Annotated in this window: 20 protein-coding genes; 17 read left to right on the forward strand and 3 right to left on the reverse strand. The window is 53.8% G+C overall.

Annotation, left to right across the window (positions count from 1 at the left end):
• Nucleotides 1–110 precede the first annotated feature (110 nt).
• The 13 genes from flhA to LZP73_RS10930 all read left to right on the forward strand — a co-directional run bounded on the left by flhA (nt 111) and on the right by LZP73_RS10930 (nt 13,038).
• Nucleotides 111–2,210: a flagellar biosynthesis protein FlhA gene (gene flhA, locus LZP73_RS10870; protein ID WP_234234995.1), complete on the forward strand. Its 2,100-nt coding sequence runs from the start codon at nt 111–113 to the stop codon at nt 2,208–2,210.
• 11 nt (nt 2,211–2,221) lie between these two features.
• Nucleotides 2,222–3,601 (forward strand): flagellar biosynthesis protein FlhF, encoded by a 1,380-nt coding sequence (gene flhF / locus LZP73_RS10875; protein ID WP_234234997.1) that lies wholly within the window; start codon nt 2,222–2,224, stop codon nt 3,599–3,601.
• Nucleotides 3,602–3,605: 4 nt separating this feature from the next.
• Entirely contained in the window at nt 3,606–4,487 is an 882-nt protein-coding gene (locus LZP73_RS10880; protein ID WP_234234999.1) for a MinD/ParA family protein, read from the forward strand.
• A complete protein-coding gene (locus tag LZP73_RS10885; protein ID WP_234235001.1) occupies nt 4,480–5,199 on the forward strand; it encodes an RNA polymerase sigma factor FliA in 720 nt (239 codons plus the stop codon). The genes LZP73_RS10880 and LZP73_RS10885 overlap by 8 nt, the downstream gene beginning before the upstream one ends.
• Before the next feature lie 43 nt (nt 5,200–5,242).
• Nucleotides 5,243–5,626, forward strand: a complete 384-nt coding sequence (gene cheY, locus LZP73_RS10890) for a chemotaxis response regulator CheY (protein WP_007649667.1) — start codon at nt 5,243–5,245, stop codon at nt 5,624–5,626.
• Nucleotides 5,627–5,639: 13 nt separating this feature from the next.
• Nucleotides 5,640–6,377: a protein phosphatase CheZ gene (locus tag LZP73_RS10895; RefSeq protein WP_169564266.1), complete on the forward strand. Its 738-nt coding sequence runs from the start codon at nt 5,640–5,642 to the stop codon at nt 6,375–6,377.
• A gap of 15 nt (nt 6,378–6,392) precedes the next feature.
• Nucleotides 6,393–8,705: a chemotaxis protein CheA gene (locus LZP73_RS10900; RefSeq protein WP_234235002.1), complete on the forward strand. Its 2,313-nt coding sequence runs from the start codon at nt 6,393–6,395 to the stop codon at nt 8,703–8,705.
• Nucleotides 8,706–8,726: 21 nt separating this feature from the next.
• Nucleotides 8,727–9,869, forward strand: coding sequence for a protein-glutamate methylesterase/protein-glutamine glutaminase (locus LZP73_RS10905; protein WP_234235003.1), 1,143 nt, complete (start codon nt 8,727–8,729; stop codon nt 9,867–9,869).
• Between the two features lie 43 nt (nt 9,870–9,912).
• Complete coding sequence (locus LZP73_RS10910) at nt 9,913–10,305, forward strand: hypothetical protein (RefSeq protein ID WP_234235267.1); 393 nt, start codon at nt 9,913–9,915, stop codon at nt 10,303–10,305.
• Nucleotides 10,306–10,346: 41 nt separating this feature from the next.
• Nucleotides 10,347–11,138 carry a ParA family protein gene (locus LZP73_RS10915; protein WP_234235004.1) on the forward strand — a complete coding sequence of 264 codons (792 nt, stop codon included), beginning with the start codon at nt 10,347–10,349 and terminating at the stop codon, nt 11,136–11,138.
• Nucleotides 11,122–12,045, forward strand: coding sequence for a chemotaxis protein CheW (locus tag LZP73_RS10920; protein ID WP_234235005.1), 924 nt, complete (start codon nt 11,122–11,124; stop codon nt 12,043–12,045). The genes LZP73_RS10915 and LZP73_RS10920 overlap by 17 nt, the downstream gene beginning before the upstream one ends.
• A gap of 7 nt (nt 12,046–12,052) precedes the next feature.
• Entirely contained in the window at nt 12,053–12,547 is a 495-nt protein-coding gene (locus tag LZP73_RS10925) for a chemotaxis protein CheW (protein ID WP_169564271.1), read from the forward strand.
• Between the two features lie 89 nt (nt 12,548–12,636).
• Nucleotides 12,637–13,038, forward strand: a complete 402-nt coding sequence (locus tag LZP73_RS10930) for a DUF2802 domain-containing protein (protein WP_234235268.1) — start codon at nt 12,637–12,639, stop codon at nt 13,036–13,038.
• 145 nt (nt 13,039–13,183) lie between these two features.
• Here LZP73_RS10930 and LZP73_RS10935 read toward each other — a convergent pair whose 3' ends face one another.
• Together LZP73_RS10935 and LZP73_RS10940 are read right to left on the reverse strand one after the other, a co-directional pair.
• Entirely contained in the window at nt 13,184–13,495 is a 312-nt protein-coding gene (locus tag LZP73_RS10935; protein ID WP_234235006.1) for an EscU/YscU/HrcU family type III secretion system export apparatus switch protein, read from the reverse strand.
• 51 nt (nt 13,496–13,546) lie between these two features.
• A complete protein-coding gene (locus tag LZP73_RS10940) occupies nt 13,547–15,385 on the reverse strand; it encodes a hypothetical protein (RefSeq protein WP_234235007.1) in 1,839 nt (612 codons plus the stop codon).
• 295 nt (nt 15,386–15,680) lie between these two features.
• On the opposite strand from LZP73_RS10940, the gene LZP73_RS10945 reads away from it, so the two are divergent.
• Together LZP73_RS10945 and LZP73_RS10950 are read left to right on the forward strand one after the other, a co-directional pair.
• Nucleotides 15,681–16,451, forward strand: coding sequence for an MlaA family lipoprotein (locus LZP73_RS10945; RefSeq protein WP_234235008.1), 771 nt, complete (start codon nt 15,681–15,683; stop codon nt 16,449–16,451).
• Nucleotides 16,452–16,556: 105 nt separating this feature from the next.
• Complete coding sequence (locus tag LZP73_RS10950; RefSeq protein WP_234235010.1) at nt 16,557–17,660, forward strand: response regulator; 1,104 nt, start codon at nt 16,557–16,559, stop codon at nt 17,658–17,660.
• A 320-nt stretch (nt 17,661–17,980) separates the two neighbouring features.
• Here LZP73_RS10950 and LZP73_RS10955 read toward each other — a convergent pair whose 3' ends face one another.
• Nucleotides 17,981–19,456 (reverse strand): peptide MFS transporter, encoded by a 1,476-nt coding sequence (locus LZP73_RS10955; RefSeq protein WP_234235012.1) that lies wholly within the window; start codon nt 19,454–19,456, stop codon nt 17,981–17,983.
• 452 nt (nt 19,457–19,908) lie between these two features.
• Between LZP73_RS10955 and rfaH the strand changes: the two genes are divergently transcribed.
• Together rfaH and LZP73_RS10965 are read left to right on the forward strand one after the other, a co-directional pair.
• Nucleotides 19,909–20,433 carry a transcription/translation regulatory transformer protein RfaH gene (gene rfaH, locus LZP73_RS10960; protein ID WP_234235014.1) on the forward strand — a complete coding sequence of 175 codons (525 nt, stop codon included), beginning with the start codon at nt 19,909–19,911 and terminating at the stop codon, nt 20,431–20,433.
• Between the two features lie 763 nt (nt 20,434–21,196).
• Nucleotides 21,197–23,953 carry an SLBB domain-containing protein gene (locus tag LZP73_RS10965; RefSeq protein ID WP_234235016.1) on the forward strand — a complete coding sequence of 919 codons (2,757 nt, stop codon included), beginning with the start codon at nt 21,197–21,199 and terminating at the stop codon, nt 23,951–23,953.
• Nucleotides 23,954–23,970 lie beyond the last annotated feature (17 nt).

Here is a 23,970-nt window from a genome sequence, read left to right on the forward strand (position 1 = left end):
GGCTGCCGCAACTATTGGCTGTTTTTACGGCTGAAACCTCGAATCGAACATAAATCTGGCGTGCTTTTTGCTTTAAGACTGCTATGCGTCAAAGTTTAGGTTAACTGTGAATGGATGTTAAAGCGACCCTGGGTCAGATAAAACAAGTAAGACCTGCCACCTTTAAGGGGATAGGCACGCCTCTGTTGGTGCTCGCGGCACTGGCCATGGTGGTGTTGCCTATTCCGCCATTCCTGCTCGACATCCTGTTTTCCTTCAATATCGCCCTGGCACTCGTGGTACTGCTGGTGTCCATTTACAGCGACCGGCCGCTGGATTTCGCCGCTTTTCCGACAGTGCTCCTGGTGGCGACCCTGCTCAGGTTGGCGCTTAACGTCGCCTCGACCCGGGTGGTGTTGCTCGAGGGCCACAACGGCGGCGATGCCGCGGGTAAAGTCATCGAAGCCTTCGGCTCCGTGGTGATCGGCGGTAATTATGCCGTGGGCCTGGTGGTCTTCCTCATCCTGATCATCATCAACTTTGCCGTGGTGACCAAGGGTGCCGGTCGTATCTCGGAAGTGAGTGCTCGCTTTACCTTGGATGCCATGCCGGGCAAGCAGATGGCCATAGATGCAGATCTCAATGCCGGCACTCTGAATCAGGATCAGGCCAGGATACGGCGCGCCGAAGTGACCCGTGAGGCCGACTTCTACGGTGCCATGGACGGTGCTTCAAAATTTGTTAAGGGTGATGCCATAGCGGGTATCATGATCTTGGTCATCAACATACTGGGTGGTTTCGTCATAGGCATAGCCCAGCATGGACTGAGTTTCTCCGATGCCATGGAGATCTATACCCTGCTGACCATAGGTGACGGTCTGGTGGCACAGATCCCCGGACTCTTGCTCTCGATTGCCGCTGCCCTGATGGTGACACGCCAGAACGAGTCGGGTGACATGGGCCAGATGGTGATGAGTCAGATGTTTGACAGCCCCAAGTCGATGGCGATCGCCTCAGGGGTGTTACTCGTCATGGGGCTGGTGCCCGGCATGCCGCATCTGGCCTTCCTGGGCTTCGCCCTCTGCACCGCCGGCGGTGCGTATTTCATCAATAAACGCAATAATGCCAAACGCACCCAGGCATTGGCGCTGGCCCAACAGGGGCCGACCGAGAAACTGGATAAAGAGCCCAAGGATCTGAGCTGGGATGACGTGCGCCATGTGGATACCGTCGGCCTGGAGGTGGGTTATCGGCTGATCCCTCTGGTGGATAAGGGCCAGGGCGGCGAGTTGTTGGGGCGGATCAAAGGGGTTCGCAAGAAATTGTCCCAGGAGCTGGGTTTCCTGGTGCCTGCGGTGCACATACGTGACAATCTCGACCTGTCGCCCAACGTCTATCGTATCTCCCTCATGGGGGTGGTGGTAGGTGAAGCCGAGGTGCGCCACGATTGCGAGCTGGCGATCAATCCGGGTCAGGTTTATGGCAAGCTCGATGGCATAGAGACCAAAGATCCCGCCTTCGGCCTGGAAGCCGTATGGATAGCCCCGGAACAGAGGGAACACGCCCAGACCCTGGGGTACACAGTGGTGGATGCGGCGACAGTGATCGCCACCCATATCAGCCAGTTGCTCACCAACAATGCCGCCAAACTGCTGGGCTACGAAGAAGTGCAGCAGCTGATGGACATGCTGGGCAAACATTCGCCCAAGCTGGTCGATGGTTTCGTGCCGGATGTGATGCCGCTGGGCAGCGTGGTGAAGGTCATGCAGAACCTGCTCAATGAAGGGGTGTCGGTGCGGGATCTGCGCACCATAGTCCAGACCCTGCTGGAGTATGGCACCAAGAGCAATGATACCGAAGTCTTGACCGCCGCCGTGCGTATCGCCCTGAAACGCATGATAGTGCAGGAGATCTCCGGCCCAGAGTTGGAAATTCCTGTCATAACTTTGGCGCCAGAGTTGGAACAGATGTTGCATCAGTCTATGCAGGCAACCGGTGGCGAGGGACCAAATATCGAACCAGGCCTTGCAGAGCGCATGCAGCAGTCACTCGCTGACGCGGCGCAGAAGCAGGAAATGGTCGGTCAACCTGCCATATTGTTGACGTCGGGTATGTTGCGAGCCACATTGTCACGCTTCGTGAAATATACCATTCCAAATCTCAGGGTGATTTCCTACCAGGAGATCCCAGATGAGAAGCAGATACGCATAGTATCCGCAGTCGGTCAGTAGAGGGTGCGTAATTGAAGATTAAACGTTTTTTTGCCAAAGATATGCGTGCCGCGCTGGCCCAGGTCAAGGAGACCTTAGGCTCGGATGCGGTGATCATGTCGAACAAGAAGGTCACGGGTGGCATAGAAATTGTGGCTGCTGTCGACTATGACGAACCCAAGGCCAACATCAAGACCCAGTCGGCCGTATCCAGTTTGCTGGACATAGGCGACGACAAGGTCTCGCTGGGCAACCAACCTGTCCGGGCCCAAAGCAGGGTCAATGCCCCAGCTGCCCCGGATTCGCTGCAGGCCTTGCTGGAGAAGCAACAGAGCCGCCTGACTCAGCAGTTGTCGCAACAGCAGGAAGAGTTGGATATGCCGGCCTGGGCCAAGGAGTTGCAGACCCCGACCGCCCCTAAGGTCGCGCCCCGAGAGCCTCAGTCAGGTTTCGAGCGCCAGCATAAGGGCAACAGCAAGCCCAGCGCCGAGTTGGACGCCATGCGCGACGAGCTGGCTTCACTGCGAAGCCTGTTGACCCATCAAGTGTCTTCCCTGATGAATGAGCAGAAGAAGCGCACGGATCCCGTCGGTGCCATGTTGGAAACCAAGTTATTGGAAGCCGAGTTTTCTCCTGCGGTCGCAGGCAAACTCGCCGCTCTGAGTCAGCATTACTCTCCGGCCGAATTGGTCAACGCCTTGCCCCAGAGTCTGGCCAATATGCTCGACAATCAGGGGGATGACATAGTCCGCCAGGGCGGGGTAGTGGCCTTGGTAGGCCCCACGGGCGTGGGCAAAACCACCTCGCTGGCGAAACTGGCGGCGCGTTTCGCCGCCCACCATGGCGCCGACCAAGTTGCCCTCATTACCACAGATCATTATCGCATCGGAGCCTTTGAGCAATTGGCGACTTATGGCAAAATAATGGGCTGTCCGGTAAAACAGGCTCACGACTTGGGTGAGTTGGAACAAATTCTTTACCAGTTCAGGAACCGCAAGTTAGTCTTGATAGATACCGCCGGCATGGGCCAGCGGGATATGCGGCTTTATCAGCAACTCGACAATTTGACTGCAAATACCAGGATACCGATACGCAGTTATCTGGTACTGTCTGCAACAGGGCAGCGCCGGGTGTTGCAGGATGCGGTGGATCACTTCAAGCGCATTCCCTTGTCGGGGGCCGTGCTCACTAAGCTCGACGAGTCAGTCTCCTTGGCTGGCGCCTTGAGTGTTTTGATCCAAAGTGGGTTACCATTGAGTTATGTGACTGATGGTCAAAGAGTTCCTGAAGATATGCAGGTAGCGGACACCCTGGCTCTGGCGCAGCAAGCCTTGACAGCGTTGAACAATACCGAACAACAATCGTTACATGACAAAAGCTGGTCAGAAGATATGACCCGTGCATTTGAGTAGAGTTATGACCCCGGATCAAGCAAGTGGTTTACGTATGATGAATCAACCTTATAACGAAAAAGTAAAAGTCATCGCTGTGACTGGCGGTAAAGGCGGCGTGGGTAAGACCAGTGTCTCCATCAATACGGCTGTCGCCCTGGCGGAAAAAGGCAAGCGGGTGTTGGTGCTCGATGCCGACCTCGGTCTGGCGAACGTCGATGTCATGTTGGGGATCCGGGCCGAGCGCAATTTGTCGCACGTCTTGTCCGGTGATGCCGAACTGGATGAGATCATCGTCCGTGGCCCCAAGGGCATAGGCATAGTGCCTGCGACTTCGGGTACTCAGGGCATGGTGGAACTCACTCCGGCGCAACATGCCGGCCTGATCCGCGCCTTCAGCGAGATGCGCACCCAGTTCGATATCCTGGTGGTGGATACCGCCGCCGGTATTTCCGACATGGTGCTGAGCTTCTCCCGCGCTTCCCAGGATGTGTTGGTGGTGGTCTGTGACGAGCCGACATCGATAACCGATGCCTACGCCCTGATCAAGATCCTCAGCCGTGAGCATGGGGTATTTCGTTTCAAGATAGTGGCCAACATGGTGCGCAGTCTGAGGGAAGGCATGGAACTCTTCGCCAAACTCAGCAAGGTGACCGACAGATTCCTGGACGTGGCGCTGGAGCTGGTGGCGACTATTCCCTTCGATGAAAACCTGCGCAAGTCGGTACGCAAGCAGAAGCTGGTCATAGAAGCCTATCCTAAATCGCCTGCGGCTATTGCTTATCAGGGATTAGCCAATAAAATAATGAGCTGGCCCGTGCCACAGCAACCCGGTGGTCATCTGGAGTTCTTCGTCGAGCGTTTAGTGCAAAGACCAGATTTTCAAGAGGAAAAAACGGGTGAATAAAGCCGCTGCGTATACTTGTTTAGACAATAAATCCACTATCGTTGAACAGTATGCTCCGCTGGTTAAAAGAATTGCCCACCATTTATTGGCAAGATTGCCGGCGAGTGTGCAACTGGATGACCTGTTACAGGCTGGAATGATGGGGTTGCTCGAGGCCTCATCCAAGTTTGATGGCGGTAAGGGAGCCAAGTTTGAGACCTTTGCCGGGATCCGCATCCGCGGTGCCATGCTCGATGAAATTCGCCGTGGTGACTGGGTTCCGCGTTCGGTTCACAGGAACCAACGCCGGGTCGCCCAGGCGATAGATGAGTTGGAGCAAGAGCTGGGCCGAGATGCCCGCGATGGCGAAATTGCAGAAAGACTTGATATGACTCTGGATGAGTATCATCATATCCTCAATGACGTTTCTGTCGGGAAAATCATAGGCATAGAAGATTTGGGTGTCTCCCAGGATGTGTTAACTCCCGAGGATGGCACCAACGATGATGCCTTTGAAAGCCTGGCAGAGACCCAATTTCATTCGGCCTTGGTGTCAGCCATTAAACTCTTGCCGGAAAGAGATGCCTTAGTCTTGTCGCTGTATTACGATGAAGCACTTAATTTAAAAGAAATTGGTGCCATTCTTGAGGTGAGCGAGTCGCGGATCAGCCAGATACTGAGTCAGGCTATGTTGCGACTGAAAGCGAAACTCAAGCACTGGACACTAACATAATTACTAATCGAGCACATTGAATGTCAGCTCACCGGAGGAAACCTTGGACAAGAATATGAAGATTCTCATTGTTGACGACTTTTCAACAATGAGACGTATCATTAAGAACTTGTTGCGAGATCTGGGGTTTAATAACACCCAGGAAGCAGATGATGGATCGACAGCCCTACCTATGCTGCAGAAAGGAGATTTCGATTTTGTCGTGACAGATTGGAACATGCCCGGCATGCAAGGGATAGATCTGTTGAAGGCAATACGCGCCGATGACTCACTCAAGCATTTACCCGTACTCATGGTGACGGCGGAAGCCAAGCGTGAGCAAATCATTGCCGCGGCGCAAGCCGGGGTCAATGGCTATGTGGTGAAACCTTTCACCGCGGCCACATTGAAAGAGAAGCTAGATAAAATCTTCGAACGTCTCGCTTGAGCAAGGATGGGTTATGCAGTCACATACTTCAGGGCTCATCACGCTCGAGCAGGCGCAACACTTGGTTGCCTTGCTCGGTGCGGGCAGTCAGAGCCAGGCAGATGATGTCATCAGGGAACTTGCCGCACCGTTACAAAGGGATCTCTTCGAGGAAGTGGGTAAACTGACCCGCCAGCTTCACAGCGCTTTGATGGACTTTCAGGTCGATAATCGCTTGGCGGAATTGGCAAATAATGAGATCCCGGATGCGAAAGAACGCCTTAACTATGTGATTGACATGACAGAGCAGGCCGCTAACAAGACCATGGATGCGGTCGAAGAATGTTTGCCGCTGGCCGATGCGCTGACGACCAATATTCAGACTGTGATGCCGAGTTGGGACAGGTTGATGCGCCGCGACATAGACTTAACCGAATTCAAGGGTTTATGCCACAATATTCAGCAGCTTATGACTCGCAGCGAGCATGACTCCAGCCGGTTGAAAGAGCTGCTGAACCAGATACTGTTGGCGCAGGATTTCCAGGATCTCACAGGGCAGATGATACGCCGGGTGATAGACCTGGTCAGAGAAGTCGAGAATAATTTGGTGTCCATGCTGACGGTATTTGGCGAACAGGCGGTGAGCGAAAGCCAGTTTGTGGTGGAAAAGAATATTGAGGCCGAAGGTCCGATCATGAATGCGGAGCTGCGTGAAGATGTGGTGACAGGTCAGGATGAAGTCGACGACCTGCTGTCGAGTCTGGGTTTCTAACTAGGAGTCAAGCTAATGGCCTTTGAAGTTGATGAAGAGATACTCCAGGACTTTTTGATTGAAGCGGGTGAAATTTTAGAGTTACTGCAGGAGCAATTGGTGGCGTTGGAGAACAATCCCGACGATACCAACCTGTTGAATGCGATTTTCCGTGGTTTCCACACAGTTAAAGGCGGCGCCGGTTTCCTGAGCCTGACTCCCATGGTCGATGTGTGCCACGAGGCCGAGAATACCTTCGACCTGCTCCGGACCGGCAAACGCCAGGTGAACGCCGAGCTGATGGACATCATACTGCAGGCCGTCGATGCCATTAATGGCATGTTCGCCCAGACCCAGCGCGGTGAGGAACAAGACGCCGCCGACAGCGGCCTGCTCGGTCAACTCAAGTTATTGAGTTCGGGCGCCCCGCTGGCATCGGAAACCCAGGTGCAAGCAGCCGCAGCCGATTTCAGTGGTATCGAACTGCTCGATGCCCTGATAGAGGCAGATGCGCCGGCCGATGCCGGCATGGCGCTGTTCGACTCGGTCGCCGGCGTGGCTGAGACCGCCGGCAGCATAGATGAGATCAACGAAGACGAATTCGAGGCCCTGCTCGATGCCTTGCACGGTGCGGGCCAGAGCCCGACCTCCAAGGGCGTCGATATGGCGCAAGCCGGCACGCCGCTTGCGGTGAGCCCGGCGCCTCATGTCGCGCCCCAGACGGGCGGCAACGACGACATCACGGACGATGAGTTCGAGGCCCTGCTCGATGAGCTGCATGGTTCGGGACAGTTCAAGGCGACGTCCGCTCACGCCAGTCAGCCCCAAACCACATCCGCGCCGACATCCAATCAAACCGGCCAGCAGCAGAGTGCGCCGGTCGCCGGCGCCGGCAGTGACTCGGATGAAATCACAGACGATGAATTCGAGCGTTTGCTCGACGAACTCCATGGCAAGGGGGGCGCGCCGGCCAAAGTCGATGTGCCGCAAAGCAATCCTGCCCCCATAGAGGCCTCCAGGGTCAGCGCCCCAAACAGCGCGGCCGAGGTCGCTGCGACGCCGGTACCTCAGGCGCCTGCCGCCAAGGCAGTGCCCAGTGTCGCCGCCAAAGCGAATGTCTCAGTGCCGGAAAAGGCCCAGGCAAAAGCCGTCACCGCCAATGTGCCCCAGGGCGAAACCACAGTGCGGGTCGATACCGCCAGGTTGGATCAGATAATGAACATGGTGGGTGAGCTGGTGTTGGTGCGCAATCGCCTGGTCAGCCTCGGCATCAGCCGTGACGATGAGGAAATGTCCAAGGCGTTGGCCAACCTGGATCTGGTGACCGCCGATTTGCAGGGCGCTGTGATGAAGACCCGGATGCAACCTATCAAGAAGGTCTTCGGTCGCTTCCCGCGGGTGGTAAGGGATCTCGCCCGCAGCCTGAATAAAGAAATTGATTTGATCATGGTGGGTGAAGAGACAGATCTGGACAAGAATCTGGTCGAGGCACTGGCCGATCCTCTGGTGCATCTGGTGCGCAACTCTGTCGATCATGGCATAGAAATGCCCTTGGAGCGCGAAGCCAAAGGCAAACCCAGAACCGGTACCATCACATTGTCGGCCAGTCAGGAAGGCGATCATATACTGCTGAAAATCGAAGATGATGGCGCCGGGATGGATCCCGAGAAGCTCAAGCAGATCGCCATCAGCCGCGGGGTATTGGATGAGGATGCCGCCGCCCGCATGTCTGACGGCGAGGCCTATAACCTGATCTTTGCCCCTGGATTCTCGACCAAAGTGGAGATCTCAGATATTTCCGGTCGTGGCGTGGGAATGGATGTGGTCAAGACCCGCATCACCCAGTTGAACGGCACAGTGCATATCGACTCGCTCAAAGGCAAGGGCACCACCTTGGAAATCAAGGTGCCGCTGACCCTGGCGATCATGCCGACCCTGATGGTCGACGTCGCCCAGCAAGTGTTCGCCTTGCCTCTGTCGAGCGTGAGTGAAATTTTCCACCTGGACTTGACCAAGACGAATGTGGTCGATAGCCAGTTGACCGTCATAGTGCGCAATAAAGCCGTGCCCTTGTTCTATCTCGAGCATTGGCTGCACCGCAACAAGACCCAGTTCAAGCATGGTGACAGACAACACGGTCATGTGGTCATAGTCCAGCTGGGCACTATGCAAATAGGCTTCGTGGTCGATGCCCTGATAGGCCAGGAAGAGGTCGTCATTAAGCCTTTGGGTGCCATGCTTCACGGTACCCCAGGGATGGCGGGTGCGACTATCACCTCAGACGGTGGCATAGCACTGATATTGGATGTTCCCGGATTGCTGAAGCATTACGCCAAGAATAAGAGCTAGTCCGGGATATTAAGGAATTGCATGGCCATTAAAGTATTAGTCGTCGATGATTCGAGTTTTTTCAGGCGACGTGTCAGCGAGATCATAAGCCAGGACGCTGAGCTGGAAGTCATAGGTACCGCGACCAATGGTCTCGAGGCGGTGAAGATGGCTGCCGAGCTAAACCCTCAGGTCATCACCATGGACATAGAGATGCCAGTGATGGATGGGATCACCGCAGTGCGGGAGATCATGGCGAAGACGCCAATCCCTATCCTGATGTTTTCTTCACTGACCCACGATGGCGCCAAGGCGACGCTGGATGCCCTGGATGCAGGTGCGCTGGACTTCCTGCCGAAACGCTTCGAGGACATAGCCACCAACAAGGACGATGCCATCGCCTTGCTGCAGCAGAGGGTCAGGGCCCTGGGACGCAGACGCTTGTTTCGGCCCATAGGTCGACCTGCGCCCCTGCAGCCGCGTCCGCTCACAGGCAGCCAGGTCGGCACTGCTCCTGGCACTTCGGTCGGCAGCAGCCGGCTTCAGAGCCAGAGCCAGAGCCCGGCTCCCGTCAGGCAAGCGGCTCCGACTATCCGTGCCAGCGGCAAGCAATATAAGTTATTGCTGATTGGGACATCCACGGGCGGGCCTGTGGCGCTGCAAAAAATTCTCACCCAATTTCCGGCCGACTACCCCCATCCCATCCTGTTGATCCAGCATATGCCGGCGGCCTTTACGCCGGCCTTTGCCGCCAGACTCAATGGCTTATGCAAGATCCAGGTCAAGGAGGCGGCCGCAGGCGATGTGTTGAGCCCAGGGCATGCCTATCTGGCCCCCGGCGGAATGCAAATGTTGGTCGAGCGGGCGGGCACGAGCGGCAGGATTAAAGTCCTCGCAGGCAATGCCGATATGAATTACAAACCCAGCGTCGACATCACGTTCGCTTCGGCATCCAAGGCCTTCGGCGGCGATATCCTGGCCGTGGTATTGACCGGCATGGGCGCCGATGGCCGTGAAGGCGCACGCATGTTGAAGAGCGTTGGCGCCAACATCTGGGCCCAGGACGAGGCCAGCTGTGTCGTCTATGGCATGCCTCAGGCGGTGACTGCCGCCGGACTGACGAGCCAGTCTATCCCACTGGATAGTATGGCTGAGTCCATCTTGAAAGAGACGGCGCGTGGCTGAGCCAGGGGGCCATGTTGACCCGGGTGCCGCCCGCAGCCTAGGCATTAGCACCGCCGGCAAAAGCACTGCCAGCGGCTTGGCTATTTTTCTGTTGGCAGGCGCAGTGCTGGTATTGCTGGCCTTCTGCACTCAGCTGCAGCGCAAGAATAGCCTGTTGCTCAATGAGCTTGAGCGTTTGCAGGCGGAGCAGGTCGTGCTCATGGCGCCGAGCGAACAGGCCCAGGCGCTGGCCAGCTGGCTGGATTCACATCCGCAGCAAACCCGGGCCTTAGTTCAAAAGCCGTCACAGGCCAGTCCCATGCAACTTGGCCAGGACGCAAACCGTGACACCCGGCCCGCAAGCGCGCAGACGGTCATACTGTCCGAGAATGCTGCGGGCGTGAAAGTAGTGAGTTTACCCGATGGCGGGATCCGGGTGACGACTCGTGTAGAGTAGTCATATCAGGCTGATAACATGGGCTATTCGAGGGGCGTTTCTTGAAAGTATGGACGGTAGCAAACCAGAAAGGCGGTGTGGGGAAAACCACCACAGTGGCGAGCCTGGCCGGCGCCTTGGCCAAACGCGGCAAACGTGTGCTCATGATAGACACGGATCCCCATGCCTCCCTGGGTTATTACCTGGGTATAGACAGTGAAGAAGTGCCGGGCTCCCTCTACGACGTCTTTCTGGCCCATGACAAATTGACCAGGGAGCTCGTCGCCCAGCACATAGTGCCGACCCTGGTCGAAGGCCTGGACTTGTTACCCGCCACCATGGCCCTGGCGACCCTGGACAGGGCTCTGGGACATAAGGAAGGCATGGGCTTGGTACTGCGCAACTTGTTGGCCAGGGTCGAAGATGACTATGACGTCGCCATCATAGATTGTCCGCCTGTGTTGGGGGTGCTGATGGTCAATGCCCTGGCGGCATCACAGCACATAGTGATCCCTGTGCAGACAGAGTTCCTGGCGATCAAGGGCCTGGACCGCATGCTCAAGACCATGGAACTCATGGGGCGCTCGAAGCGGACCCGCTACAGCTATACCATAGTGCCGACCATGTTCGATAAACGCACCAAGGCATCGCCGGTGGCGTTAACCAGCCTGATGCAAGATTACCCTGATACCCTATGGGACGACATCATTCCCGTGGATACCAAATTCCGTGATGCCAGCCTGGCACATGTGCCGGCAACCCATTATGCCGCCGGCAGCCGTGGGGTGAAGGCCTACATGAGGTTGTTGGATTTCTTATTCGCCGGGGAGTTTGGTCATGTCAAAATCGGTTGATCAAACTGTTTTTGATTTCTTCCAGCTGTTGTTGCAGGAACCCGAAACAGGCCAAGACAATGCAAAAGCCGGACTCGAACTAAGGCCGCAAGCCGGAACCCCAGCAGGCCAGAGGGCGCCCCGGGCGGCGGAGTTGAAGCCGGATTTTGCCCCCGCGGAGAAGCAGGCCGGGCCGCAGCTGGATAAGGCCGCGTTGGAAAAATTATTCGCCCCCATGCGGGTGCGGGCCGAGCCCCAGACTCAGAGCCAGTCACGGCAAGCTATGGCGGGGGAGGCGAGTCAGCCAGGTGCGGTAGCGCCGGCACTCACAGGGGAAGCCGCCAGGCTCGCAACTTGCGCCCCTATGCCGGCGGCAGCAAAAACTGCTACCATCGCGCCGCCAGAGGCTCGTCAAGAGGTTGACCTTGCGCCAGCCCCGGCGGAGAGCCTGACCTGTGAGTTGCAGGATGGACTGGATGATGAGTTTCAGGTGTTGTTCTTCAAAGTGGCAGGCTTGACCTTGGCCGTGCCGCTGGTGAGCCTGGGCGGGATAGTCAAGATAGAGAAGATTAACCATATTATCGGCCGGCCCGACTGGTTCATGGGGGTGCAATCCCACAGGGAGTCGCAACTCAATATTGTCGATACCGGCGCCTGGGTCATGCCGGAAAAGTATGACGCTATTCTGGCTCAGAAGGTCAGTTACCAGTATCTTGTGATGCTGGAAGGCAGTAATTGGGGCCTGGCCTGTGAATCTCTGATCAATGCGGTCAAGATTAACAAGTCCCAGGTAAATTGGCGCAGCAAGGCGGGTAAACGTCCCTGGCTCGCCGGGGTGGTACGGGAACAAATGTGTGGTATTTTGCATGTGCAATCGCTGATCGGCATGCTGGATGCGGGTTTAGGTTGTCAGGACTCTATTGGCTGAGGTAAATATGACAGAATCAAGAAATGTGGCAGTGGTTGCTGCGGGTAAAGAAGACGCGGTATTACAGTGGGTAACCTTCAAGTTAGATAACGAAACCTACGGTATTAACGTCATGCAGGTGCAGGAAGTGTTGCGTTATTCCGACATAGCACCTGTGCCGGGCGCACCCTATTATGTGCTGGGGATCATTAATCTGCGCGGCAATGTGGTGACTGTTATCGATACCCGCACCCGTTTCGGGCTGCCGTCGGCCGAGATAGATGATTCCAGCCGGATTGTAATCATAGAAGCGGAAAAACAGGTGATAGGCATACTGGTCGACAGCGTCGCCGAAGTCGTTTACCTGCGCCGCTCTGAAATAGACAACGCGCCAAACGTGGGCACGGAAGAAAGTGCCAAGTTTATTCAGGGCGTGAGCAACCGTGATGATGAGCTGCTGATCCTGGTGGATTTGGATAAGCTGTTATCCGATGAAGAATGGGCCGAACTGACGCAGATCTGATTGCCCGCGTCTAGCGTCCCTGCTGTGGCCCGAGTCCCGGGCCAGAAGTCTTGCCCTTGTTGTAGCTTTACCCTGTTGAGACCGACATGATCGCCGATGAAATGATTATCCTAGCTGCACTGGTTTTTGTGGTTGCCTGCCTCGCTCTGGTGCTCTATTTGCAGAAGCAGGCGGGTAAGCTGCGCACCAAGGTGGATGCCTTGACTGTGCTGGTGAAGGAAAGTGATCGTCAGCGCGAGACGGTTAAACGTGAACTGCATGAGTTGCGCAGCGGCACCATAGGTGTCGGCCGGCGGGTGCTGGAACTGGAAAAGAGATTGCAGCAACAGTCGGAGCGTATCGAAGAGTCCAGCCAGCAAGATCCCCAGGCCAAATTATACAGTCGCGCCATGAAGATGGTGTCGCTGGGCGCAGGGGTCGAGGAGCTGGTACGCGAGTGCGAGTTGCCCAAGGCCGAGGCCGAGTTGTTGATCCGCTTACACGGCAAATAGTGCCTGCTGCGCGCAGGCTGGCCGCTGCCCTCAATTCTTTGATGCCTTAATTCTTTGATGCCTTAATTCTTTGACGTCTCGATTTTTTGACACCTCGATTTTTTGACATCTAAAGCCCGCCTCCTTCCTGGGCTAAGGTACTGCTTCAGGCTTTTTCGATAATCTTCTGATGCAGGTTATTCCATTGCTCGGGAAACTTGCCATCGAGCATATAGACGAAGGAAATCAGCTCGGCGATTAACAGATATAGCTCCTTGGGTATTTCTTCTCCCAGCTCCAATCGTTGCAAGAAATCACTCAGGTGAGGATCCCTGTGGATATAGATGCCGGCATCCTTTGCCAGGCTGATGATTTCCTCGGCGATGAGATCTTGCCCAGTGGCGGTGATCTTGGGGGCGCCCTTACCGTCATAACTCAGGGCGACCGCTTGGGTCGGTTGTTGCTTGTTAGCTGACATCTCAGTTTTTCCTTGGTTACTCATGTTACGCCCGGCTGGCGCTGCAGTGCCTCAGGCCTGGGTCTTGACCAGATAATGATCGCCGGGAAGCAGTGTGGCGGGTATCGAAGTTACCTGGGTCGTCATTTTCCCCGGCATGAAGCCCAATTGGGTGAGTTTTTCACTTAGGGGAGTCAGGTAATTGCTCACTCTATCCAGCAAGGCGGGATCATTGGCCTTGAATTGCATATTCAGGCGTTCACCCTGTTGCTGTGCCTGGATCAGCAAGGGGCCATGGCTCAGATTAAATTTAAGCTGCAGCCGCCATAGGTTTGAGTGCTTATCTTCGGCCTCGCCGCAGCTACGCTCGAATTTTCCTTCAAGCTGTTCATGTCTCTGGTTGATGACATAGGGCAGGGCAAAATACCAATTGAGCGAGCCTTTATCCTCGCCGCTGGCCTGCTGATACTGAGCCTGTCCCGCAGATAACAGTCCGAGGGCGTCCAGGGTACCCGCCTTGTCGAGAGCCTCCAGCTGTCGCCGACTCATGCCGCTGGAAGCCTGCAAATGCTGCAGATAGTTTTCGAGCTTGGGACTGATGTGGGCGCCGGCGGCCGAGGCTTTGACTCCCAGCAGCAGCTGGAACAGGGTGGTTATGGCATTGGCGTTAACAGCCAGTGAGGAGAGCGTCGCCGGCTGGTTCGCCAGACTGAGGCCGGCGAGCCCGGTCATTTCGGCGGCGAGAATGCTTGGCTCTGCTAAAATACTCAGAGGCAATGGGTCGAGTCGAGGCAAGTGCTTGAGCAGCTCACCGGCCAAGTTGTCCTTAATGGCCGCGCCTATGTTGTCCCTTGGCATGGCTCCGGCTTTATTCAGCGCCTGCTGCAAGATCTGGCTTCTTGCCTTGGTATCCGGGGCGGCAGCAAGTTCAGGCGCTGTGACTGCATTTATGCCTGTGCCAGGGCTGGCTGTGTTAGTGGCAATGTTAGTGGCAGTGTTTGTGGCAGTGTTAGTGGTGATGTTAAGGCCTATATTGGCACCAGCAACTGTCAGGGGAGGCCTGGTCTGTGTGGCGGCAGGAACCAACCTGGCTTCGGTGCCGAGGCGGTTTATTGACGCCTTGTCTGACGTCAGCCCTTGATTGGCCGGCTTGGCAGCCGGGGTGTTTGGCTGCGACGAGCCGGGCGCCTCGGTCTGCGTCGCTGCTGTTGGGGTCTGAGAGGGCTGGGTCTCGGCCATCTTGGATGGGACGTTAGCCACCGGCGTTGTTGACCCTGTCGATGGCGGGAGCTGTTCCAGCTTTTTCAGCAGTTGCCCCCATACCTGTGCCGGTTCGGTCTTGCTCTGTACTTGTGATTCGAGCTTGGCGTCAGCGGGGAGCTCGGTTTCTGCTACCGTTGCTGTTGCTATGCTTCCCAGTTGAACCTGGGTTTGAGCCAGTAGCGGGCTGAGACTCAGTTTGAAGCTGCCCTGAGTGAAGACTATCTTGGCGACATAGTCGCCATCATCGACTCGGATATTGGCACTCAGGTGGATATTGGTACTGCCGGAAAAGGAAAGCTGCTGTGCTTGCAGGCTAGCGATGGGAAGAGGATAGCCTTGAGGCCGGGCGGCTAACTGGGTGAGCTGCTCAGTGGACACGCCGTTTTGTCTGGCCAGGGCGAGCAGGGCCGACGGCAGTTTGAATTCTACTGCCGCGCCCAGGCCGAGCAGCTTTGCCATTTGGTCGGCGGGGGGCGGGTTATTGTTCTGGGCTTGAGTCTGGGCCTGAGCTTGGGGTGGCAGCTGCAGCATGAAGGTGTCTATGCCGGCGAATTTACGCTGTTGGGCAGAATTCAGCACAAGACCATATTCGCTGCCATTGAGCACCAGTGTGGCGCTTGGCGCAGCCGGATTCAGTTCAACTGTCACCAGCCTGGTTTGCCCCTGGCTGGCCGCGGTAGCTCCCGCTGGGTATGTAGCTGAATTGTTAATGTTTATCGGGGCTTTTAGTGGCTCCATGGTGTAACCTTCGGCAGATTATGGCGAGCGTTATGATTTATCACAAATTAACATTTGACCTTAATTTTCTGGCAAGTATCCTTAGCCACCATATCGGGCTAATTGGCCGGCTTTCGCATCAAACCGATCTTTATATCGTCCGCTGCGCGGCTTCACTTTAGCGAAAACCCGGTATGTGTGCAGTACTTTCACATAAGAGAATGCTATGAAGTTGAAATGGATGATGATATCTCTGGTCGTTTTGGCGAGCCATTACGCCGATGCAGTTGAAACCGCAAAGGAAAGCGAATCTTCCGGGGTGCAGGTCAGTTATAACGATCCCAATGACCCTTTCGAAGGCTTTAACCGGACCATGTGGGACTTTAACTATCTTTTCTTGGATAGGTATTTCTACCGCCCCGTTGCCCATGGTTACAACGATTACATTCCGTCACCGATAAAGTCCGGACTGAATAATTTCGTCAGGAATTTTGATGAACCCAGCAGCTTAGTCAACAATAGCCTACAGGGGAAATGGGGCTGGGCGGCGAATGCGGGTGGACGCTTTACCATCAACACCACTCTGGGTTTGTTGGGCTTCATAGATGTGGCCGACATGATGGGGATGCCGCGCAAGAATGATGAATTCAATGAAGTGCTCGGCTACTATGGCGTCCCCAATGGACCCTATTTTATGGCACCCTTTGCCGGGCCTTACGTGACCCGTGAGCTCGCATCGGATTGGGTGGATGGTCTATACTTTCCCTTGTCAGAGTTCACCTTATGGCAGTCGGTAATCAAGTGGGGTCTCAAGAGTCTTCATGCCCGGGCAACGGCCATAGATCAGGAACGACTCGTCGACAATGCCCTAGATCCTTATACTTTTGTGAAAGATGCCTATTTACAGCATATGGATTACAAGGTGTATGATGGCAATCTTCCAACGAATGATGATGATGACGCATTACTCGATGAATACATGAAGGAGCTGGATTAGCACCCTGGTCCTACAGCATTGCAGATAAGATAGCTTAATTTCAGAGGCAGGATTTTCCGAAACCTGATCATTTCTAACGCTATCCGCTCCTATGGGGATTTGGTTATGGCGTTAAAGGATGTTGCGGTACTCTTGGTCGAAGATGATCCTGTTTTCAGGCAAGTTGTCGCCAGTTTTCTCTGCAGTCGCGGCGCCAGTGTCTGCGAGGCCGCCGATGGTGAACAAGGCTTGTCCAAGTTCAGCCAGCAACGCTTCGATGTGGTACTTGCCGATCTGAGCATGCCTGTCATGGGAGGCCTGGACATGCTCAAGGCCATGTCCGGCCTGGATGCCCGGGTGCCTTCCATCGTTATCTCAGGCAACGATGTCATGGCCGATGTGGTCGAGGCGCTGCGTTTAGGCGCCAGTGACTACCTGGTCAAGCCCATTCCGGATCTGTACATCATAGAGCAGGCAATAAACCAGTGCCTTGCCGAGGTGACTCACACAGATCCTGTCCTGTCTCAATTGGAAGAACTCTCCTATCAAGAACTGAATGACAATCTGGCGCTACTCGAACAAAACGCCCAGGCCGCCAAGAGTGTGCAGCAACAGCTGTTTCCCGCATCCAACATCAGTTACCCCCATGCCAAGATAGATTACAGTTTATTTAAAGATAACGATATCAGCGCCTATTTTATCGACTCCACCATGGTCGGTAGTGAGCATCTGATCTTGTATATGGCGCATTTTCACCCCGAAGACAACAGAGCCGCCTTCGGTTGTGTGTTGCTCAGGAGCTTCGTGAATCAGAAGCTGAAACTCTTCAGGAACGGTTTGAGTAAGACCATAATCGAACCCTTCAACATGCTCAGTTACCTGAATGAGCGCATGGTCAAATCCGGCCTGGATATTTATGTCGATATCATTTACATCAGCATTGAACTGACTAAGTTTCGTGCCGGTATAGCACAGGCAGGACAGGGCTTACGCTGTTATCTACGCAACAATGAGGGATTGAGCCCACTGGCATTGCCTGAGTCACTGCAACTCGGCATCTTGGACTGGGGTAAACCCAGCATCCAATTCAGGACCCTAATGCCGGGAGAGCAGTTGTGTATCGCTACCCATGATCCCCTGCATAAGCAACTGCTGTTGCAAAATCAATTCAAGGGTTTGGTCTATGATGTCAATATTCCGGCCGGAGGCTTCATTCAGCTGCGACTCTGATGGCTTGATTGTGGGCAATGCTTGTGAGTGAGCCTAAGGCTCAGGGCCAGCGGATAAATATGAGTTTCCTAAGTCAAGGGACAGTTCGGGTTTAGGCAGTGAATGCCGCTTTGCTAATACCACTTTACTGATGTCATTTACCGGTAAGTCTTTCTCCTGGCTAGCTACTAAGTACTTAAGTCGCAGTGACTTAAGTAACAGAGATGTAAGTTGCAGTTGTTTAGGTCGCATAAAAAAGCTGACAAGGGAAAGCATGCATAAAGCAGGTTTCTCTTGTCAGCCGGTATCAGTTTAACTTTTCTAAGAACTCTTACTAAGAGCTAGCGCTTCAGGGCTATCGCTTCATGCTCTGCAGTTACGGCAATTTCTTCTTCCAGCACTTCGGCCTCGGTATGCTCTTTGGTTTCGGCGCCATGCATCCAATCGACCAGCTTATCCGCCATGAAATACAGTATCATGCCAGAAATGGCTGCGGTAATGGCTATGCCGGCGAAGATAGACATGGCGTTGGCCAGCTGCTCTTCCTTCTCGCCACCGTTGCCTATGAAAGAGCCTACCACACCGGCAATCTTGTTGGCGGCAGCGATAAACAGGAACCAGGCACCCATCATAAGGGACGCGATGCGCAGTGGTGCCAGTTTGGTTACCATAGACAGGCCGATAGGGGACAGACACAGCTCACCCATAGTATGGAAGAAGTAGGCGCCTACTAACCACCACATGCTTGATTTAGCGCTTGGGTCGCCGCCCATTTCCATAACGGCGCCTATCATGAACAGGAAGCCTATACCCAACAGTAACAGGCCTATGGCAAACTTGACCGGTGAGTTAGGTTCATTCTTGCCTAAACGTATCCAGATGGAGGCGAGTACAGGGGCAAAGATGACGATGAACATGGCGTTCAGTGACTGGAACCAGGTGGTGGGGACTTCCCAGTTGCCTATCATGCGATCGGTAAAATCATTGGTGAACAGATTCATCAGGCCGCCGGCTTGCTCGAAGCCAGCCCAGAAAATGATGGTGAACAGACCCATGACCATGATGACTTTGATGCGATCACGTTCAACCTTAGTGAGTGGTTCCTTACGTACTTCACCGCGAGCGGCATCTTTCTCTTTCTCCAGCTTGGCTGCAGGCACTGTGCCTATATCACCCAATAATTTCTGTGCGAAGAAAAACTGAATGATCAGTGAGAGGACCATGCCGACACCGGCGCAGAAGAAACCCGCCTGGAAGTTGCCGTCATAGGCGCTGACAACAGAGCCGACTATGATGCCGGACAGGAAGGCACCGACGTTGATGCCCATATAGAAGATGGTAAAGGCACCATCACGGCGATGATCGCCTTCCGGATATAAATCGCCGACCATGGTGGAGATGTTTGGCTTAAACAGACCGTTACCCAAAATTAGGGTACCCAGACCTAAATAAAAGGCCGTGGTTTCCAGGCCTGGGATCCAGCTGTGAGGCGCGGACAAGATGAACTGGCCCATGGCCATCAGCGCACCGCCTATGTAAATGGCTTTGCGCTGCCCAAGCACATTGTCAGCCAACCAGCCACCCAACAAAGGGGTTAGGTAGACGAGCCCGGTGAAAGTACCGTACAAGGACAGGGCATCGGCCTGTGACCAGCCTAAACCATGGCCACCTTCGCTCTGTACTTTATCCGCCAAATACAGCACCAGAATGGCGCGCATAGCGTAATAACTGAACCTTTCCCATAACTCTGTCGTAAAGAGTAGGAACAGTCCCTTGGGATGCCCAAGCATCGTTCCTTGTGGTTTTGCTGCGCTCATGAAGTCTTCCACCTTAAGCTTGTTATTGCCTGCGGACCCACAATGCCAGAGGGGGGGCCGCAGAAAAGTTGTTGTTGCTAATGTTAGTACAGCCGTGCCATGTCGAAATGATAAAACCCCTTGGTTTTGATGCTATTCCCATGATGTTCTTGTTAGCCGCACTTAGGTAACTCGTTATATTTTTATAATAAAAGTTGTTTTTTAGACCTTAAAAAGCACTTAATGCTAAAAAATCCCAATCTATATACCCTCTTAAGGCTGCGAAAGTCAATTTTAGCGGTTTGATTGGCGCTATTTTCAGCAGGTGCCGGCCTGTGTCTTTCCCAGTGTTGGCGAGGGTTAGCCTGGCGCCATAGGGGTTAAAAAATTATTTCATAAGCAGGGGTATCTTTGTTATCATCCTCGCCCGTGTGAAAGGACGTCAGTTGGCTGGCAGGAACGAGAGAAATGAGATGAAAGCCTGGTACCTTTTGTACTGTAAAGCTCGGGAAGAACAGAGGGCGCAGCAGAATTTAGCCCTGCAAGAGCTTGAAACCTATCTGCCCATGATGACTTGCCAAAAGCGCACCAAGGGCGGGTTGAGAGTGTCTAAAGCGCCGCTATTTCCCAGCTATATCTTCATTCATTTCGATCCCTTACAGACCAGTGTCGGCCGAATTCACTCTACCCGTGGCGTGGTGCGCTTGGTGGGGTGCAAAGAGGACATTACGCCGATAGACGACAGAATTATCCATGGCTTGAAGCTGAGGGAGTTGTCCTTAAGCACAACTGAGGGCGCGTTTTCCGGGCTTGAGCCTATTGAGGTTGAGCTTAAATCTGGCGACAGGATTAGGTTCAGCGAGGGCCCCTTTGCCGAGCTTGAAGGCATTTTTGAAGAGCAGTGTGCCAACAAACGTTGTTTTGTGTTGTTCGATATTTTGGGGCAGCAGAAAAAGGTGGCCGTGCCACAGAGCAGCGTCAAACGCATCTGTGAGTGATGCACCTGCAGACGTGTGAGATATTCGCCCTGATTTAGTGATACATTGTAACGCTTGGACTGCAGGTAGTAGGGAAAGATAGAGTGGATTGAATGGGAAAGTGATATTTATCAATATGTTATCAGTATTTCATTTTTGGCTTATGTAGAGGTAGAGTACAACTGCTTGAAATCTAAACCGAACCTGCGTGTTAGGTCAGAGATTGAGCTTTTTGGTTTTTTTATTCGGGTATAATCCGGCTCGCCGTAGGTAAAGTTCGTGAATGCCGGGAGAGATACACCCGTTCAGCCTGATATAAGGTTGAGCCACTATAGTATAGCCGTAGCCAAGAAAGATTTTAAGGTATGAGGTTTATACGTTACTGTTTACAAAGATATTTTCACTCAGTGAAGGGCATGTTGGAGGCCGTAATCCATGGGCGGTAGCGTGCCTGAAAGGTGATAACTTTTGCCAAGGGTGGGCTTTTTAGCGAGAGACATGGATGTCGAGCTGGCTGTTAAATTAGAGAGATTGTTAACTCATGAAAAGTTTCATGAGTCTGGCGAAACCGAAGAACTCAGGCCGCCACGCGATAAAAACATTTGGAATGTTTTTTAACCGCTTCAGCGGGTTCGCAGGATGAAGTACATGAATGTACGGAATAAACGGTAACGTGTCTGAAGAACAAGGCGTCCCTAAATCACGCTATTGAGGCCTTAGGTTCAACAATTAGCCATTCGTAGAGTTTCTGGACCTTAGCACTATTTTTAAACGGAGATAACAGGTGTTACAACAAGTAAAAAAATTCATCTTAGTTGGCCTTGGTGCCTTGGTGTTGCTTGGGGCCCAGGCTCATGCCATCACCCCATCTCCGCAAATGCTGGAACAGTTCAAGAGTTTGCCCAAGTCAGAACAGCAGAGACTGGCGAAGCAGTATGGTCTGGATCCTGCGCTACTTGATGGTGTTAATCGCGGTCAGCAGTCATTGGAAAACCCACAACTGGTTCAGCCAAGAGGTGAGTACCCAAACGAGCGTGAGCAGGAGTCAACTTCCGTTGACAAGGGACAAAAAAAGAAAGAGTTCGATTTCAGTGAAAGCACTGACAAGAGTGAATTGAAGCGCTTCGGTTATGATTTATTTGCCGGCGAACCAAGCACTTTTGCCCCTGTTTCCGATGCGCCGGTACCCAATGAATACCTGGTTGGTCCGGGTGACAACATCAAGGTGCAACTTTACGGCAAAGAGAACAAGGAATACGACCTGGTAATTAACCGTGAAGGCGTGATCCAGTTTCCGGAATTGGGCCCTATTGCTGTTATGGGACTCAATTTTGCCGAAATGCGTGACTCACTGAGCAAGCGCATTCAGCAGCAGATGATAGGCATTGAGTCCAACATCACCATGGGTGAGCTGCGCTCTATTCGTATTTTTGTCGCCGGCGATGCCTACAAGCCGGGCTCTTATACTGTTTCCAGCTTGTCTACCTTGACCCAGGCGCTGTTTGTAGCTGGTGGCATCAATGAGATAGGTTCATTGCGCAACGTACAGCTGAAGCGCAATGGCAAGCTTATAGGTTCGATGGACCTTTATGATCTATTGCTGCGAGGCGACGCCTCGGGTGATCTACGTTTGCACTCGGGGGATGTGGTATTCATTCCGTCCGTTGGTGGCTTGGTGAGCGTTACCGGTGAGGTTCGCCGCCCGGCGATTTATGAGCTCAAAACCGATGAAACCATGGCCGATGTTATTCACATGGCCGCCGGGATCAAGCCGGGCGCTTACCCCAAGAGCAGTTCAGTCGAGCGTTACAATGCAAAATCGCTCAAGGCTATCTTGAATGTCGACTTGACCTCAGAGAAAGGCAAAAACACCCGCGCCAGGGCAGGGGACGTGATCCGGGTGAAGAGCGCCTCGGAGCAATATGAGAGTGCGATTACTGTAGTGGGTGCCGTGGTGCGTCCGGGCAAATACCAGTGGTTTGAGGGGCAAACAGTCAGCGATCTGCTTCCTTCAATCTGGGGCGATTTGGCTGTGTCTGCCGATCTGGATTATGCCCTGATAGTGCGTGAGATAAACCAGTATGGTGATATCGAAGTGCACCAATTTGCTCCGGGAAAAGCCATAGGAGCAAGAGATGCCAGTCAAAATTTAGTTTTGCGACCCCGTGATAAGATCATCCTCTTTAACTTTACAGAAGAAGCCAACAATCGTTTCGAGCTCAATAAACTGGTCAAGCAGAGAGTGGAAGAAGTGACTTCACTCAGTGACGACAGCTTGCTCGGTTCTGACTTATTCAAGGCAGGCTTTACGCAACTGGATAACAGCAAACTGAACCAACGCACCGAGCTTGCTGGAGTGGTATTGGCGGACCAAAAGCTCACGGATGAAGAAACCGTGCTGAAGGGGGTTGTCAATAAGATGTTGGCTAACCTGTTTGAGGACGCAGATCTCATCAAGTTAAGTGGTCAGATGGGAAGAGATGAATTGCTTTACCCTGTAATTATTAAACTCAATAGTCAGGGGCGGGCAGGTGACGGCGCTCAGATAGTAGCGATCAATGGGCAGGTTCGTCACTCCGGAGTCTATCCGCTGACGGCAAATGCCAGAGTCACAGACTTGGTGGCCGCTGCAGGTGGCTTGAAAGAAGGCGCCTATACCGCAAGAGCCGAGTTAACCACCACAGTGACAGATGTTGCCGGTTCGAGTATCAGGCATAAAAATGTCGATTTAACCCAGGCTCTGAAAGGAAAAGCCGATGCCAATCTTCGCTTGGTGGGGCGGGACATATTGACAGTGATGACCATCCCGGATTGGCAAGAGAGCAAGGTGGTTGAAATTCGCGGCGAAGTGAAATTCCCCGGGAAATACAATATCAGCCGTGGCGAGACACTAAGCCAAGTGCTCGAACGTGCTGGCGGTTTTACCGAATATGCTTCGTTGCCATCGGCCGTATTCGTGCGCGAATCTGTACGCCAGCAGGAGCAACTGGAGATCCAGAAGCTTGCCGATCAACTGCGTCGTGACATAGCCACCCGCGGAGTCTCCAAAGACGGCAATGTGGTCAATTATGCCGATGCGCAGTTGATGCTGACCGATTTGGAGAATATTCAGGCTGTCGGTCGTCTGGTGGTCGATTTGCCTGCAATTTCAATCGGCATTGAACAGGCCAATATTCAGCTGGAAGATGCCGATATTCTATACGTACCCTCGACCAAACAGACCATTTCCGTCATGGGAGAGGTGCAGCATCCGGCGACTCACAGGTTCAAACAGGGCTTGACGCTGGAACAGTATCTGACCATGTCCGGTGGTGCCCGCAAGCGCGCCGATGAAGACAGGACTTATGTTATTCAGGCCAACGGCTCGGTATTGCTGCCGAACCGTTCGGCGTGGTTCAGCGGTGAGGAGCAGCTGCAACCCGGCGATACCATCATAGTGCCGCTCGACACTGAGTATAAAGACAATCTGACCCTCTGGGCGCAAGTCACCAGCATCATATACAACAGCGCTGTGGCATTGGCCAGCATCGCCAGGTTGTAAAAAAGAATGATGCGGAA

Origin of the sequence: Shewanella sp. AS16, from assembly GCF_021412365.1 — a bacterium.
GTDB classification, from domain to species: domain Bacteria; phylum Pseudomonadota; class Gammaproteobacteria; order Enterobacterales; family Shewanellaceae; genus Shewanella; species Shewanella salipaludis.